The organism is Pseudomonas sp. Irchel 3H7, from assembly GCF_900187605.1.
Taxonomy (GTDB): Bacteria; Pseudomonadota; Gammaproteobacteria; order Pseudomonadales; family Pseudomonadaceae; genus Aquipseudomonas.
Genome location: NZ_FYEA01000006.1, coordinates 299,134 through 314,016 on the forward strand (window position 1 = coordinate 299,134; position 14,883 = coordinate 314,016).

At 59.3% G+C, this 14,883-nt stretch carries 15 protein-coding genes; 8 read left to right on the forward strand and 7 right to left on the reverse strand.

All coding sequences use genetic code 11. The features are described from left to right. Positions 1 to 115: 115 nt before the first annotated feature. Both earP and CKW38_RS13800 read left to right on the forward strand, forming a co-directional pair. Positions 116 to 1,258: an elongation factor P maturation arginine rhamnosyltransferase EarP gene (earP, locus tag CKW38_RS13795; RefSeq protein WP_095113027.1), complete on the forward strand. Its 1,143-nt coding sequence runs from the start codon at positions 116 to 118 to the stop codon at positions 1,256 to 1,258. A gap of 48 nt (positions 1,259 to 1,306) precedes the next feature. After that, the gene (locus CKW38_RS13800) at positions 1,307 to 1,876 is read left to right on the forward strand and encodes an elongation factor P (RefSeq protein ID WP_007908599.1); all 570 of its coding nucleotides are present in this window, start codon (positions 1,307 to 1,309) and stop codon (positions 1,874 to 1,876) included. Positions 1,877 to 2,071: 195 nt separating this feature from the next. On the opposite strand, the gene CKW38_RS13805 is transcribed toward CKW38_RS13800, so the two are convergent. From CKW38_RS13805 to CKW38_RS13815, 3 genes are all read right to left on the reverse strand, one after another. Then, positions 2,072 to 2,491, reverse strand: coding sequence for an organic hydroperoxide resistance protein (locus CKW38_RS13805; RefSeq protein WP_007908600.1), 420 nt, complete (start codon positions 2,489 to 2,491; stop codon positions 2,072 to 2,074). Between the two features lie 328 nt (positions 2,492 to 2,819). Beyond that, a complete protein-coding gene (locus CKW38_RS13810; protein WP_176472328.1) occupies positions 2,820 to 3,275 on the reverse strand; it encodes a MarR family winged helix-turn-helix transcriptional regulator in 456 nt (151 codons plus the stop codon). A 72-nt stretch (positions 3,276 to 3,347) separates the two neighbouring features. Beyond that, positions 3,348 to 4,304, reverse strand: a complete 957-nt coding sequence (locus tag CKW38_RS13815) for a LysR family transcriptional regulator (RefSeq protein ID WP_042705017.1) — start codon at positions 4,302 to 4,304, stop codon at positions 3,348 to 3,350. A 112-nt stretch (positions 4,305 to 4,416) separates the two neighbouring features. On the opposite strand from CKW38_RS13815, the gene CKW38_RS13820 reads away from it, so the two are divergent. Further along, entirely contained in the window at positions 4,417 to 5,163 is a 747-nt protein-coding gene (locus tag CKW38_RS13820; RefSeq protein WP_007908605.1) for a sulfite exporter TauE/SafE family protein, read from the forward strand. Here CKW38_RS13820 and CKW38_RS13825 read toward each other — a convergent pair. Next, positions 5,153 to 6,007: a LysR substrate-binding domain-containing protein gene (locus CKW38_RS13825; protein WP_007908606.1), complete on the reverse strand. Its 855-nt coding sequence runs from the start codon at positions 6,005 to 6,007 to the stop codon at positions 5,153 to 5,155. The genes CKW38_RS13820 and CKW38_RS13825 overlap by 11 nt on opposite strands. A 96-nt stretch (positions 6,008 to 6,103) precedes the next feature. On the opposite strand from CKW38_RS13825, the gene CKW38_RS13830 reads away from it, so the two are divergent. Together CKW38_RS13830 and CKW38_RS13835 are read left to right on the forward strand one after the other, a co-directional pair. Beyond that, complete coding sequence (locus CKW38_RS13830) at positions 6,104 to 6,325, forward strand: DUF1127 domain-containing protein (protein WP_007908607.1); 222 nt, start codon at positions 6,104 to 6,106, stop codon at positions 6,323 to 6,325. Between the two features lie 80 nt (positions 6,326 to 6,405). Beyond that, a complete protein-coding gene (locus CKW38_RS13835) occupies positions 6,406 to 7,632 on the forward strand; it encodes a winged helix-turn-helix domain-containing protein (protein ID WP_095113029.1) in 1,227 nt (408 codons plus the stop codon). Between the two features lie 132 nt (positions 7,633 to 7,764). Here CKW38_RS13835 and CKW38_RS13840 read toward each other — a convergent pair whose 3' ends face one another. Continuing rightward, positions 7,765 to 9,111: a class II 3-deoxy-7-phosphoheptulonate synthase gene (locus CKW38_RS13840; RefSeq protein WP_003226774.1), complete on the reverse strand. Its 1,347-nt coding sequence runs from the start codon at positions 9,109 to 9,111 to the stop codon at positions 7,765 to 7,767. A gap of 153 nt (positions 9,112 to 9,264) precedes the next feature. Here CKW38_RS13840 and CKW38_RS13845 point away from each other — a divergent pair, with 153 nt between their 5' ends. Beyond that, on the forward strand, positions 9,265 to 10,020 hold the full coding sequence (locus CKW38_RS13845) for a spermidine synthase (protein ID WP_095113030.1): 756 nt from the start codon (positions 9,265 to 9,267) through the stop codon (positions 10,018 to 10,020). Positions 10,021 to 10,152: 132 nt separating this feature from the next. On the opposite strand, the gene CKW38_RS13850 is transcribed toward CKW38_RS13845, so the two are convergent. Next, a complete protein-coding gene (locus CKW38_RS13850) occupies positions 10,153 to 10,944 on the reverse strand; it encodes a crotonase/enoyl-CoA hydratase family protein (RefSeq protein WP_095113031.1) in 792 nt (263 codons plus the stop codon). A 423-nt stretch (positions 10,945 to 11,367) separates the two neighbouring features. On the opposite strand from CKW38_RS13850, the gene CKW38_RS13855 reads away from it, so the two are divergent. Beyond that, positions 11,368 to 13,041 (forward strand): DEAD/DEAH box helicase, encoded by a 1,674-nt coding sequence (locus CKW38_RS13855; protein WP_007908612.1) that lies wholly within the window; start codon positions 11,368 to 11,370, stop codon positions 13,039 to 13,041. Positions 13,042 to 13,199: 158 nt separating this feature from the next. Here the strand turns inward: CKW38_RS13855 and CKW38_RS13860 are convergent, their stop codons facing one another. Then, positions 13,200 to 13,967, reverse strand: a complete 768-nt coding sequence (locus CKW38_RS13860) for a class III extradiol ring-cleavage dioxygenase (RefSeq protein ID WP_095113032.1) — start codon at positions 13,965 to 13,967, stop codon at positions 13,200 to 13,202. A gap of 103 nt (positions 13,968 to 14,070) precedes the next feature. Here CKW38_RS13860 and CKW38_RS13865 point away from each other — a divergent pair, with 103 nt between their 5' ends. After that, positions 14,071 to 14,718, forward strand: coding sequence for a thiopurine S-methyltransferase (locus CKW38_RS13865; protein WP_095113033.1), 648 nt, complete (start codon positions 14,071 to 14,073; stop codon positions 14,716 to 14,718). Positions 14,719 to 14,883: the final 165 nt, after the last annotated feature.

Consider the following 14,883-nt stretch of genomic DNA (forward strand, 5'->3'; position numbering starts at 1 on the left):
CTGGCGGATGATGACGGGCAAGTGGCGATTGTCGCACGAAGATTAATCGCCGTCGGCTCTTCTGCGCGAGGTCATTTATGCGGACAATCGCTGCTTTTGCCAACGGGAGTCTTGAATGCCGGAATTAAAACCCCGCTGGGATATTTTCTGCACCGTGGTCGACAACTTTGGCGACATCGGCGTGACCTGGCGTCTGGCCAGGCAATTGGTGGCTGAGCATGGTTTGCCGGTGCGTTTATGGGTCGATGATCTGCGTGCGTTTGAACGTATCTGCCCCGAGATCGATATCGACCAGGCACAGCAATGGCAGCATGGCGTCGAAGTGCGACACTGGCCGGCCGAGTGGTCGCACGCTGACGCCGCCGATGTCGTTATCGCCGCATTTGCCTGTCAGTTGCCCACTGACTACATGGACGCGATGGCTGCGCGCGAGCAGCCGCCACTGTGGATGAACCTCGATTATCTCAGCGCCGAAGACTGGGTGATCGGTTGCCATGGATTGCCGTCGGTCAAATACAAAACGGTGCAGAAATTCTTCTTCTTTCCGGGATTCCAGCCGGGCACTGGCGGATTGTTGCGAGAGCGAGGATTGCTCAATCAGCGTCGGCAATTTCAGCAGGATGCCGAGGCTCAGCGCCAATTCCTGCAAAGTCTTGGCATCGATCCTGCGCCTGGCGTTCAGCTGATTTCGCTGTTTGCCTACGAGAATGCCGGGTTGGCCAGCTGGCTGGACGTTTTGGCGGCGGACGCTGCACCGACTCATCTGCTGGTGCCGGAAGGGCGGATTCTTGGCGATGTGGCGCGCTGGCTCGAGGTGGAAAACCTTGCGGTTGGTGCGATTCATGTGCGTCAGTCGCTCACCGTGCAGGTGCTGCCGTTCGTCCGACAGGATCAATATGATCACTTGCTCTGGTGCTGCGATTTCAACGCGGTGCGTGGTGAGGACTCGTTCGTGCGGGCGCAATGGGCGGCGCGGCCGATGCTCTGGCATATCTATCAGCAGGACGAAGACATCCATCTGGACAAGCTCGATGCCTTCCTTGCGCTCTACACAAAAGGCTTGTCGCCGGGCGCCGCTGAGGCGATGAACGGTCTGTGGCGGGCGTGGAGTGCCAGTCAACCGATCGGTGAACATTGGCTTGCGACCCGCAAACACTGGCCGGAACTGCAGGAAAATGCTGAAAAATGGTGTCTGGAACAAGGCTTGCAGGCCGATCTTGCCGCAGCGCTGGTACAGTTTTACCTAAATTGGATATGATACGCGGCCTAGATTTTTGTAAATCCCATCCAAATTCGGATATTCGCAATGAAAACTGGTAAAGAACTGAAACCCGGTACCGTGATCCGTCTCGAGAACGATCCTTGGCTGGTTCAGAAAGCTGAATTCACCAAATCGGGCCGTAACAGCGCGATCATGAAAACCAAGCTGAAAAACCTGCTGACCGGTTACAAGACCGAGATCGTTTACAGCGCTGACGACAAACTGGACGACGTAATCCTCGACCGCAAAGAAGCGACCCTGTCCTTCATCAGCGGCGACACCTACACGTTCATGGACACCACTGACTACACCATGTACGAGCTGAACGCTGAAGACATCGAAGCTGTTCTGCCTTTCGTTGAAGAAGGCATGACCGATGTTTGCGAAGCGATCTTCTTCGAAGAGCGTCTGGTTTCCGTAGAGCTGCCGACCACTATCGTGCGCGTAGTTGACTACACCGAAGGTTCGGCTCGTGGCGACACTTCCGGCAAAGTCATGAAGCCAGCCAAGCTGGCCAACGGTACTGAGCTGCAAGTTGCTGACTTCATCGAAATCGGTGACAAGATCGAAATCGACACCCGCGAAGGCGGTTCCTACAAAGGCCGTGCTAAATAAGCATCGGTTTTTGCGGAAAGAAAAAGCCCGACCATTGAGTCGGGCTTTTTTGTGCCTGCGATATGTGTCACGCCGCAGGATCCCCTGTAGGAGTGAGCCTGCTCGCGATAGCGTCATTCCAGTCGACATCTACATTGATTGACTCAACCGCTATCGCGAGCAGGCTCACTCCTACATTGGAATTTGCGTATGGCTTCAAACGGTGACGTGCAGACGCACATCGACGTTGCCACGGGTGGCGTTGGAGTACGGGCAGACCTGGTGAGCAGCGTCGACCAGCGCTTGTGCGTCGGCTTGTTCCAGGCCCGGCAGGCTTATGTGCAGGTCGATGTCCAGACCGAAGCCGCCAGGAATCTGGCCGATACCGACGTGGGCGGTGATCGAGGCGTCGTCAGGGATTTTGCGTTTGGTCTGACTGGCAACGAATTTCAGCGCACCGATAAAGCAGGCCGAATAGCCGGCTGCGAACAGTTGCTCTGGGTTGGTCGCTGCGCCACCGGCACCGCCGAGTTCTTTCGGGGTAGCGAGTTTGACGTCGAGAATGTTGTCGCTGGAGATCGCACGACCATCACGGCCGCCAGTGGAGGTTGCGATTGCGGTGTAGAGAGTTTGCATGGTGTGAGCCTCGTTGAGTGCGATGTGTTGCGCTAATTGTTTGCGCGCTAAGTAAGTGCGAAGTGAATGTATCGCGCGAATATTTAGTGCGCAAGATAAATTTTTGAGAAATCTGCGTTTCGACGAAGAAATGGTTTTTGGAGGCGGGCTGTAAGGCTTGATTTAGAGCGGATTGCGCGGGAGGCGGGTATTGGAAAATATTTTGCTGGCTAGGAAATCAATGTGGGAGCGAGCCTGCTCGCGAATAGGATCTCTCATGCAACAAATCAGTCGGCTGATAGACCGCATTCGCGAGCAGGCTCGCTCCCACAGGGGGACAGTATTGGCTTTAGTTCAGGCTGTTCTGTAGATGGCTACGCAGCGCCTGCAACTCCGCTTGCAGGTTTTGCAGGCGTTCCAGGGTGAAGCCGCTGGCGCCGAGAATGCATTGTGGAACGGTCTGGGCTTTTTCTTGCAACGCTCGGCCTTGCTCGGTCAGTTCGACGATCACTACGCGCTCATCTTCTCGACTGCGCGTGCGGCTGAGCAAACCTTCGCCTTCCAGGCGCTTGAGCAGTGGCGTCAGCGAGCCCGGATCGGTCAGCAACCGAGTGCTGATTTCTCCGACGGTCAAACCATCCTTCTCCCACAACACCATCATCGCCAGGTACTGCGGATAGGTCAGGCCAAGCGCTTGCAGCAGCGGCTTGTAGACCTTGGTCATCGTCAACGAGGTGGAATGCAGGGCGAAGCAGGCCTGGTTATCCAGCAGCAGGTCATCACAGGTGTCGCGTTCGGAAGTCATGTCAAAGCCTTGATCGGTGATGGACATGAATCTAGCGCTCGAATCTTTAATGCGCCAGATAATTCTCCAGTGCTAGTGTCGACCCAGATCCCGCTGTAACGCCAGATCCCATGGAGGCACCGGACTGAAACGGGTCTTGAGATATTCCAGAAGCAGGCGGCTGCGCGAGTTGGTTTGTTGTTCCATGCGCAGCGCGTAGATGCCGGTGGACTCCGGCATCGGCAGACCGTTTTCGCAGAACAACGGCAGCAGTTCGCCGCGCAACAGGTATTCGCTGGCCAGCCACGTCGGCAGATGGGCGATGCCCAAGCCAGCCAAAGCGCCGCAGACCAGGGCTTCGGCATTGTTGGCGCTCATGCGGATACGGCCCGGGCGATGCAATTGCATTTGCCCGTCGTGTTCGAAGCGCCAGGCGAAGGGCGGAGCGAGCCCCTCCCAGTCGAGACCATCGTGTTCATGCAACTGCGCAGGAACGCTTGGCACCCCACGACGCTGGAGATACTCGGCGCTGGCGCAGGCAATGCGCACCATGCTCGCCAGTGGCGTGGCCACCAGTCGCGTATCGGCCATTTGCCCGGCGCGCAGCACCAGATCGACTTTGCCCAGGTTCGAGCCGCCCATGTCGACGAAACTGTCGATCAGGTGCAATTGCACATCCAGTCCGGGGTAGAGCACGAGAAAGTCAGCGATCACTGGCGCCAGATGCCGGCGTCCAAACGCGGCGGGGGCGTCAATGCGGATCAGACCTTCCGGCGCGCTGCTCAGGGACACGGCTTCGGCCCGGGCCAGTTGCAACTCGGCGACAATTCGCCGGGCGCGTTCGGCAAACGCCAGGCCGGCGGGTGTTGCTCGTACGGCGTGGGTGCTTCGAATAAACAACTGGCTGCCGACGGCGCTTTCCAGGCTGTCGATCCGTCGCGCGACGGCCGACGGTGTCAGCGGATGACGACGTGAAGCGGCGGAAAAACTGCCACTTTCCAGCACGTCGAGAAACAGCCCGAGTTGATCGGTCAATTGATTAGGGTTCATATCGGCTAAACGCTTGTGCGAAATCGGCATAGCCATTGTGCGTTGCTATGCGTTTCCCCGCCAGCCGCGACTGCGTAGGATGAGTCACCTGACGTAAGAGGAATTGGCTGTGATGGAGTTTGTGTTGTACCTGTTGTTCGGCGCCGCCCTTGGCACACTTGGCGGTATCTTCGGCATCGGCGGCGGCTTGATCGCTATCCCGTTGCTCGGCGTCTGGTTTGGTCTCGATCAGCAGATCGCCCAAGGCACGGCGCTGGTCATGGTAGTGCCGAACGTGATGCTGGCGCTGTGGCGTTATCACCAGCGCAATCGCATCGAACTGCGACATGCGCTGCCTTTGGCGGTGATGGGCTTTTGCTTTGCCTGGATCGGTTCGATCTGGGCAGTGGGCATTGATGCGCAAACCATGCGCATCGGCTTTGTCGCGTTCCTGGTGGTGCTCTCGATCTACAACTTGTTGAAGATGTTCGGCAAGCCACCTGCTGCGACGTCCGAAATGCGCTATTCCTGGCCGTGGCTTGGCGTGCTTGGCGCGGCGTCCGGGACCATGGGCGGTTTATTCGGTGTCGGCGGTGCGGTGGTGGCAACGCCGGTGCTGACCAGCCTGTTCGGCACCACGCAAGTGGTTGCTCAAGGCTTGTCGCTGGCGCTGGCCTTGCCAAGCACCGGCGTGACCCTGGTGACTTACGCGGTCCACCACGAAGTTGACTGGATGATCGGCCTGCCGCTGGCCATCGGTGGTCTGGCCAGCATCAGTTGGGGCGTGAAAGTCGCCCACGCCATGCCGGAAAAACTCCTGCGCGGGCTGTTCTGCGGTTTCCTGGTGCTGTGTGCGGTGATGCTCGCGTTTAAAGTTTGAAGCCTTCGACGATGTGCTCGGCCAGGCACTCGGTGATCGGCGACGGATTGTTCAGGTTGCGGATCAGCATGATGCTGGCCTCGGGCAGCAGTGGCAGATCCTCGGCGGCGCCAAGAATGCGCATGTCCGGGGTAATCAGGCTTTCCAGTTGCGCGGTGATCGCCAGACCCGCGCTGACCACGGCCATCAGCGCCGACAGACTGGTGCTGTTGTAAGCGATGCGGTATTCGCGGCCCATCGCATCCAGTGCATTACACGCCCACAAACGGCAGAAACAATCGCTGTTGAACATCGCCAAGGGCAGCGGCGTCTGTTCGTGGGCGCTGAAATTCTGCGCCTCGGCCCAGACGAAACGCTCCTTGCGCAGCAACTGGCCGATCTCGTTGCCCGGTTCGCGGGTGACGATCGACAGGTCCAGATCAGTGCGTTGCAGCAGCTGCTTGGTCGATTCGCAGTGCACTTCGATCTGAATCAGCGGATAGAACTGCGCGAACCGCGAGAGAATCCCCGGCAGAAATCGCATCACATAATCGTCCGGCGTACCGATGCGCACCGTGCCGACCATATGTGGCTCACGCAATGTGTTGAACACCTCACTGTGCAACTTGAGGATGCGCCGCGCGTAACCGAGCAGCACCTGGCCCTCGGCGGTCAGGCGCACCTGGCGTCCATCGCGCTCGAACAACTGTCGCTGCAATACGTCTTCTTCCAGACGCTTCATCTGCATGCTCACCGCCGACTGTGTGCGGTTGACCATTTCGCCGGCGCGGGTGAAACCGCCCTGATCAGCGATGGCGACAAAGGTGCGCAGGACATCGGTATCGATACTGGGGTAGGCCGACAATTGATGAATCTCCGTGATGCATGCCATCAGAAACATTCGTTGGATTGATCTTAGCGCTGGCGCGAGACTTGAGCCATCCACATGGAGGGCAACACGATGAAAGGTCAAAGAGAGTATGTAGACGAATCAAAATTTTCCGGCCACGGCCATATCGTTTCCGACCTGCTGCACAAGTTTAGCCGCTGGTACGAACTGCACCGTGAACGCGAGTTGCTCGCCAGTCTGAGTGACGAAGCGTTGAAGGACATCGGGGTGAGTCGTGCCGACGTTGAACACGAAGCCGTGCGGCCGTTCTGGGATGATCCGATGCATAAATGACCCGCTGCATAAATGATGAGCAGAGCGCTACACAAACCAGCTTCAAGTGGGGTAGGTTGCGAGCAGACAAGGAGATGCTCATGCCCGCAACAGTATCCTTTTCCCTCAAACAGGCGCGACGACTGGCGCTGGCTGCCCAAGGATTCAACGGGCGCCAGCCGCCGACTGTCAAAGCCGCTCACGTTCACCGGCTGATCGAACGGCTGGGCGTGCTGCAAATCGACTCCGTCAATGCTGTGGTGCGCTCGCACTACCTGCCGCTGTTCTCCCGTCTCGGTCCCTATTCTTCCGATTTGCTCGACCAGGCTGCCTGGAGTTTCGGGCGTCGTCGTTCGTTGTTCGAATACTGGGGGCACGAAGCCTCATTGTTGCCGCTGTCGATGTATCCGTTGCTGGGCTGGCGCATGCAGCGGGCCAGGCGTGGCGAGGATATCTATCAGCAACTGGCCAGATTCGGTCGCGAGCAGCAGGACGTTGTTCGTCGGGTGTTGAGTTCCGTTGAAGAGCAGGGCGCCTTAGGCGCCGGCAGCCTTTCAACCCGGGAAGACAAGGCCGGGCCGTGGTGGGACTGGAGCGCAGAAAAACATGCGCTGGAATGGTTGTTTGCTGCCGGTGAAGTGACAGTGGCGGGCCGCCGCGGTTTTGAGCGTTTGTATGATTTACCGGAGCGCGTCATTCCTTCTTCGATCCTCCAGCAAGCCTTACCTGGCGAGGCGGAGGCGCAACGGGGATTGCTGCTGCACGCGGCACAGGCCTTGGGCGTCGGCAGCGAAAAAGACTTGCGCGATTACTTTCGGCTGAACCCGGCGGATGCCCGTCCACGTCTGGCGGAACTGGTCGAGGCCGGGCAACTGCAGATGTGCGAAGTCGCCGGTTGGCGGCAGGTCGCCTATTGCCTGCCGGAGCCGAAAGTCCCGCGCAAGGTTGTGGCCAGCGCGCTATTGTCGCCTTTTGATTCGTTGATCTGGGAGCGCAGCCGCACTGAGCGCTTGTTCGATTTCCGTTATCGACTGGAGATTTATACGCCGCAGGACAAGCGGGTTTACGGATATTACGTGTTGCCGTTTTTGCACAACGAGAGGATTGCTGCGCGGGTGGATTTACGCGCCGAGCGGGCGGCGGGGCAGTTGGCGGTGCATGCGGTGCACGAGGAAGAGCCGGGGCTGGATGAGGAGGGGATGCTGGCGCTGGCGGTGAACTTGCGGCAGATGGCGGATTGGTTGGGGCTGGAACGGGTGCAGCTCAATTGTCAGCGTGAGAGTGCGGCGCGGTTGCGGGTGGCATTGGCACAGATTGGGTGCGACTGACCTTACGCCATCGCTGGCAAGCCAGACTCCCACAGTGTCCGCGTCGTACATATATTTTGTGAACGACGCGATCACTGTGGGAGCCTGGCTTGCCAGCGATGAGGCCAGTTAAAGCGATAAAGATGTCGAATCTTAGCGGCGAACCTGCTTCAGCGTCTCGGCAATCAAAAACGCCAACTCCAGCGACTGATCAGCATTCATCCGCGGATCACAATGGGTGTGATAGCGGTCCGACAATCCGTCTTCAGTGATCGGCCGCGCGCCACCAATGCACTCAGTGACATTCTGCCCGGTCATCTCGATGTGAATGCCGCCGGCATAACTGCCTTCCGCTTCGTGCACCTGGAAGAACTGTTTGACTTCACCGAGGATCTGCGCAAAGTCGCGGGTCTTGTAGCCGCTGCTGGCCTTGATGGTGTTGCCGTGCATCGGATCGGAACTCCACAGCACCTGCTTGCCTTCACGCTGCACCGCGCGGATCAGCGCCGGCAGGTGATCGCCAACCTTGTTCGCACCCATCCGTGCGATCAGGTTCAGACGACCTGGATCGTTATCCGGGTTGAGCACGTCGATCAGACGGATCAGATCATCCGGGTTCATGCTCGGGCCGACCTTCACGCCGATCGGGTTGTTCACGCCACGGAGGAATTCGACGTGAGCGCCGTCGAGTTGGCGGGTGCGGTCGCCGATCCACAGCATGTGCGCCGAGCAATCGTAGTAATCGTTGGTCAGGCTGTCGCGACGCACGAAGGCTTCTTCGTAGTTCAGCAGCAGCGCTTCGTGGGCGGTGAAGAAACTGGTTTCGCGCAGTTGCGGCGAGCTGTCCATGCCGCAGGCGCGCATGAATGCCAGGGTTTCATCGATGCGGTCGGCCAAATGGCTGTACTTCTCGGCCAGCGCCGAGTTGGCGATGAAATCGAGATTCCACTTGTGCACCTGATGCAGGTCGGCAAAACCGCCCTGCGCGAACGCGCGCAGCAGGTTCAGCGTCGCGGTGGACTGGTGATAAGACTGCAGCAGACGTTCCGGATCCGGTACGCGGCTTTTCTCGTCGAAACCGATGCCGTTGACGATGTCGCCGCGATAAGCCGGCAGGGTCACACCGTCGATGGTCTCGTCGTTGGCCGAGCGCGGCTTGGCGAACTGACCGGCCATGCGCCCGACCTTGACCACTGGGCAACCGGCGGCGAAGGTCATGACGATCGCCATTTGCAGCAACACTTTAAAGGTGTCGCGAATCTTCGCCGCGGAGAACTCGGCAAAGCTTTCCGCACAATCGCCGCCCTGCAACAGGAAGGCCCGGCCCTGGGTGACTTCGGCAAACTGCCGGCGCAGTTCGCGCGCTTCACCGGCAAACACCAGCGGCGGATAACTGGCCAGGGTTTGCTCGACCTGGCGCAAGTGCGCGGCGTCGGGGTATTGCGGTTGTTGCTGGATCGGCAGGGCGCGCCAGCTGTCAGGGCTCCACGGTTGGCTCATCACGGTCTCTAATTGGTTCTACGCACGGGAAGCCCATGGTAGCAGCAATTAGTGCGTGACCTGCTCCCGCCCCATCGCCGACAATCGCCGCTTTGCCACGGCCCCACAGCGGTGCCATCGCGTCACCGCGCCCGGTGACCATCAGGAGACGAAATGACTGAGGAGCGCGTCGAGCATCTGCTCGCCGAAGTACAGGATGAGTTCGGCGTGATTCGCGTGCTGGAAGTGGCCGATTACCGCTTTCTCGAGTTCGGCGATGCGATCGAGCAGAGCTGCGTGTTCACCGCAGACCCGAGCTGGCTGGAATACGATTACACCCGCGCGATGCTGATCGGCGCGTTGTGCCATGAGCAGCCGGAGAGTGCGCTGTTTCTCGGGCTCGGTGCCGGGACGCTGACCCAGGCCTGCCTCAAGTTTCTGCCGCTGGAAGATGTCGAAGCCATCGAGTTGCGCCCGGATGTGCCGCGTCTGGCGATCGAATACCTTGGGCTGGATGATGATCCACGTTTGTATATCCGCGTTGGCGATGCGCTGGAACTGCTGCCGACCGCCGAGCCTGCGGATCTGGTTTTCGTCGACCTGTACACCGATGTCGGGCCGGGCGTCGGGCATCTGGCCTGGAGTTTTCTTGGCGACTGTCAGAAGCGTTTGAATCCGGGCGGCTGGCTGGTGATCAATCAGTGGGCCACCGATGACGGCAAGCCGCTGGGCGCGGCGTTGTTGCGTGGGCTCTATCACCGGCATTACTGGGAGCTGCCGGTGAAGGAAGGCAATGTGATTCTGATTGTGCCGGCGGATCTCGATCAGGAGCTGGACCTGCAGGCGCTGACTGCGCGGGCTGCAGCCCTGGCGCCGAAGTTGGGGTATTCGTTGCAGTCGTTGATCAACAGTATTCGCCCGGCCACCTGAGGCGTCAGTGCTGGCCCCATCGCTGGCAAGTCAGCTCCCACAGGGTTCTCGCCGTACGCAAAATGTGTGAACGACTCGGTCACTGTGGGAGCTGGCTTGCCAGCGATGGCGCCCTGACAGGCGACATAATTCTCAGATCCCCTTGAACATGCCAGGTCGCCGCTCCACCAATGAGCGCACCCCCTCCCTGGCATCCTCACTGGCCAGCAACTTCTTCACCAGCGCCGGCAACCCTTGCGCTGCCGCCGTCTCACCCTCATACCGCGCCTGGCGCGCCGACAGCAACGTCGCCTGCACCCCCAACGGCGCCTGTCGGGCAATCCGCTCAGCCAACTCAATCGCCCGCGGCAACAGGTCTTCACTGGCCATCACTTCCTGCACCAACCCCAAATGCAACGCATCGTGCGCATCGAACTCATCCCCGGTCAGCAACCAGCGCATCGCATTCCCCCAGCCGGCCATCTGGGGAAAACGTAAAGTCGCGCCACCAAAAGGAAAAATCCCACGCTGCACTTCCATTTGCGCGAAACGGGTATTGCTCGCGCACAGGTTAATGTCGGCGGCCAGCATCAACTCGATTCCAATGGTCAGGCAATAGCCTTGCGCGGCGACAATCACCGGTTTGCTCACCCGAGGCCCGACGAAAACACCCCACGGATCGCAACCGCCGGTCGGAACCTGCCAACCTTCGGCCAAAGCCGAGCTGGCATTCACCAGATCCAGACCAGCGGTAAAGTGTTCGCCATGTCCAAACACCACCGCTACCCGCGCCTCGCTGTCGGCCTCGAACTCGCCATAGGCCAGGCTCAGGTCATTGAGCAGGTCGAGGTCGAAAGCATTGCGCTTGGCCGCTCGATCAAGGCCGATCAGGTGGACGTGACCACGGCGTTCACGGCTGACGCGGCCGGGGCAGGGCTGATTCATGGCGAAATCCTCGGGCGGGAAGGGGGGTTGCAGCGACGGTATGCCGCACATCGATGAATCGTTTAAGCGTCATCGCCAGCAGGGCCGGGCCTTTGAAAAATAGACCTTGGTGCGATTATCCGCAAAACCCCGTTACACAGCGGTGACACAGGTATTTTGACGATAAAAAAAGCTCCCTTTTTGGGCAAAATCCGGTATAGTGCGCGCCGGCCTTTAACCGGGCCGCGTTTAGGTAGCGCAATTTCCCGAAGTCAGCTTCGGCTGCACGTCCGCATTGCGGGCTCTTCCCGGACGATTCTTTTTTTCATTCATTCGTTTTCGCAAATCCCCGCCGACAAAGCTGCCAGGGCGACTCTTGAGTCTCAACACGGCATGCGCAGCTTTGGAGCATGGGTCTTTGCGGATGCACTTAGAGGCAGACCCATGACCCAGGAAACCGGCGGATTCGCCGCTTTTAATCTTAACCCGAATATTCTTGCAGCCGTCGCAGCGACTGGCTACGAAGAGCCTTCGGCGATTCAGCAGCAATCGATCCCGATCATCATGGCCGGCCAGGACATGATTGGCCAGGCGCAAACCGGTACCGGTAAAACCGCCGCGTTCGCACTGCCTATCCTGCACCGCATCGATCCTGCCAAGCGCGAACCGCAAGCCCTGATCCTGGCGCCAACTCGTGAGTTGGCGCTGCAAGTAGCAACCGCTTTCGAAACTTACGCCAAGCAAATGCCGGGCGTTACTGTTGTGGCCGTTTACGGCGGCGCGCCGATGGGCCCGCAACTGAAAGCAATCCGTAATGGTGCACAGATCGTTGTCGCCACTCCGGGCCGTCTGTGCGACCACCTGCGTCGCGACGAAAAAGTGCTGTCGACCGTGAACCACCTGGTTCTCGACGAAGCTGACGAAATGTTGAAACTGGGCTTCATGGATGACCTGGAAGTCATCTTCAAGGCTCTGCCACCTACCCGTCAGACCGTATTGTTCTCGGCTACCCTGCCGCAGTCGATCCGCGCCATTGCCGAACGCCATCTGCGCGATCCGCAACACGTGAAGATCCAGACCAAGACCCAGACCGTTACCGCGATCGAACAGGCTCACCTGTTGGTTCACGCTGACCAGAAGACTTCGGCCGTTCTCAGCTTGCTGGAAGTGGAAGACTTCGACGCACTGATCATGTTCGTGCGCACCAAGCAAGCGACCCTGGATCTGGCCAGCGCCCTCGACGCCAAAGGCTACAAAGCCGCGGCGCTGAACGGTGACATCGCCCAGAACCAGCGTGAGCGCGTCATCGACTCGCTGAAAGATGGCCGTCTGGACATCGTTGTTGCGACCGACGTTGCTGCTCGTGGTCTGGACGTTCCGCGCATCACTCACGTGTTCAACGTTGACATGCCGTACGACCCAGAGTCCTACGTTCACCGTATCGGCCGTACCGGCCGTGCCGGTCGCGAAGGTCGTGCACTGCTGCTGGTGACTCCACGTGAGCGCCGCATGCTGCAAGTGATCGAGCGTGTAACCGGTCAGAAAGTTGCCGAAGTTCGCCTGCCGGACGCTCAAGCTGTTCTCGATGCACGCATCAAGAAACTGACCAACAGCCTGTCGCCGCTGGTCGCTGATGCCGAATCGACTCACGGTGATCTGCTCGATCGTCTGACTGCAGACATCGGCTGCACTCCGCGTGCTCTGGCTGCTGCGCTGCTGCGCAAAGCCACCAACGGTCAAGCGCTGAACCTGGCTGCGATCGAGAAGGAACGTCCACTGGTGCCGAACAACGCACCGCGTGGCGACCGTCCTGAGCGCACCGGTGATCGTCCTGATCGTGGTGACCGCGAGCGTCGCGCGCCAATGCCTTTGGGCGAAGGCCGTGCTCGTTGCCGTACCGCGCTGGGTGCGCGTGATGGTATCGCTGCGAAAAACCTGCTGGGCGCCATCCTCAACGAAGGCGGTCTGGCCCGTGAAGCGATCGGTCGCATCCAGGTGCGTGACAGCTTCAGCCTCGTCGAGTTGCCGGAAGATGGTCTGGACAAACTCCTGACCAAACTGAAGGACACTCGCGTTGCCGGTAAGCAGCTGAAACTGCGTCGCTACCGCGAAGATTGATCCGCCCTTGGGCTGATTGATCGAACATAAAAAATCCCCGACTGGTTCGGGGATTTTTTTGTCTGCCTGAAAGATCAAAAGATCGCAGCCTTCGGCAGCTCCTACAGAGGGAACGCATTCCAAATGCAGGAGCTGCCGAAGGCTGCGATCTTTTGCTTTTAACCAAAGCGATAGATGTCCATCCCTAACGCACCCATCGTGAAGCCCTTGTGCGCCACACTGAACTCACCGCCCGCACCCCGGGCAAAATACAGCGGCAACAAATGCTCATCACTCGGATGGCTACGCACTGCATTCGGCGCCTGCTGGCGGTAATCATGCAGCGCCGCCTCATCGTCCGCCGCCAACTTCTCGATCACCCAGTCACGGAAATCCCGCGCCCACGGCTCGACACTTTCCGGGCCAGCGTGCCAGTCCAGTTCGCGCAGGTTGTGGGTGATGCTGCCGGAGCCGATCAGCAGAATGCCCTGATCACGCAGACTCGCCAGCGCTCGGCCGACCCGGGTTTGCAGCGCCGGGCCCGCGCGACTCGGCAGCGAAACCTGCACCACTGGAATATCCGCCTGCGGGTACATCAGCGACAACGGCACCCAAACACCATGATCGAATGGACGTTGTGGGTCGAGGCGGGCAGTCAGGTTGTTGGCTGTCAGCAAATCAGCCACTTCGGCAGCCAGTTGCGGATTGCCCGGCGCCGGGTACTGCACTTCAAACAATGCACGCGGAAAGCCGCCGAAGTCGTGCCAGGTTTCCGGTTGCGCGTTACTGCTGACCAGCAACTCGTGGCTTTCCCAATGCGCAGAAACAATCACGATGGCTTTGGGTTTCGGTAATTCGGCTGCGAGACGCGCCAGCGCCGGGCCACTGGCGCCGGGTTCCAGCGCGAGCATGGGTGAACCGTGGGAAATAAACAGGCTGGGAAACATGATGGGTTCCTGAGCGTTAAGATGGCCACATCTTCAGTCAGATCATTGATCTAAATCTAATATAAGTTTTGATGCTTTTTAATCGAATTATTGGGAGTGACGCATGCAGCCTGAGTTTTGGCACAAGAAGTGGGCTTCGGGCCAGATCGGTTTCCATCTGCCCGAGGTGAACCCGTATCTGCAGCGGCACTGGGCGGCACCTGAAACGGCGCGAGTGCTCGTGCCTTTGTGTGGGAAAAGTCTGGATCTGGCGTGGCTGGCAGGGCGCGGTCATCAGGTGCTCGGGATCGAATTGTCGGAAAAGGCTATCGAGGACTTTTTCAGTGAACATCAGGTGCAGCCGCAGATCAGCGAGAAGGGCGCGTTCAAGGTCTATCGGGGTGACGCCATCGAGTTGTGGTGCGGGGACTTTTTTGCGCTGACAGCGAGTGATGTGGCCGATTGCGCGGCGATATACGACCGTGCCGCGCTGATTGCCTTGCCCGCGCCGATGCGTGAGCGTTATGCGGCGCATCTTCAGCGGATTCTCCCGCAAGGTGTACAAGGGTTGCTGATCACGCTGGATTACGATCAGGCGCAGATGCCGGGGCCGCCGTTTGCGGTGGGGGATGATGAGGTGCAGCGGTTGCTGGGGGATGCCTGGCAGGTGCAAGTGCTCGAGGAGCAGGATGTGCTGGGCGAGAGCTGGAAGTTCCTGCAGGCGGGCGTGACGCGACTTGAGGAGCGGGTTTACCGCGTTTCTGGCCTATAGCTCTTTAGGGGTAGTACTGGCCTCATCGCTGGCAAGCCAGCTCCCACAGGGTTCAATCGTGTTCTCTCTATCTTCAAAACGCCACAGCCCACTGTGGGAGCTGGCTTGCCAGCGATAGGGCCATCAGCAACCGCGAACTAATCATGGCAACAAAAAAGGCCCGCA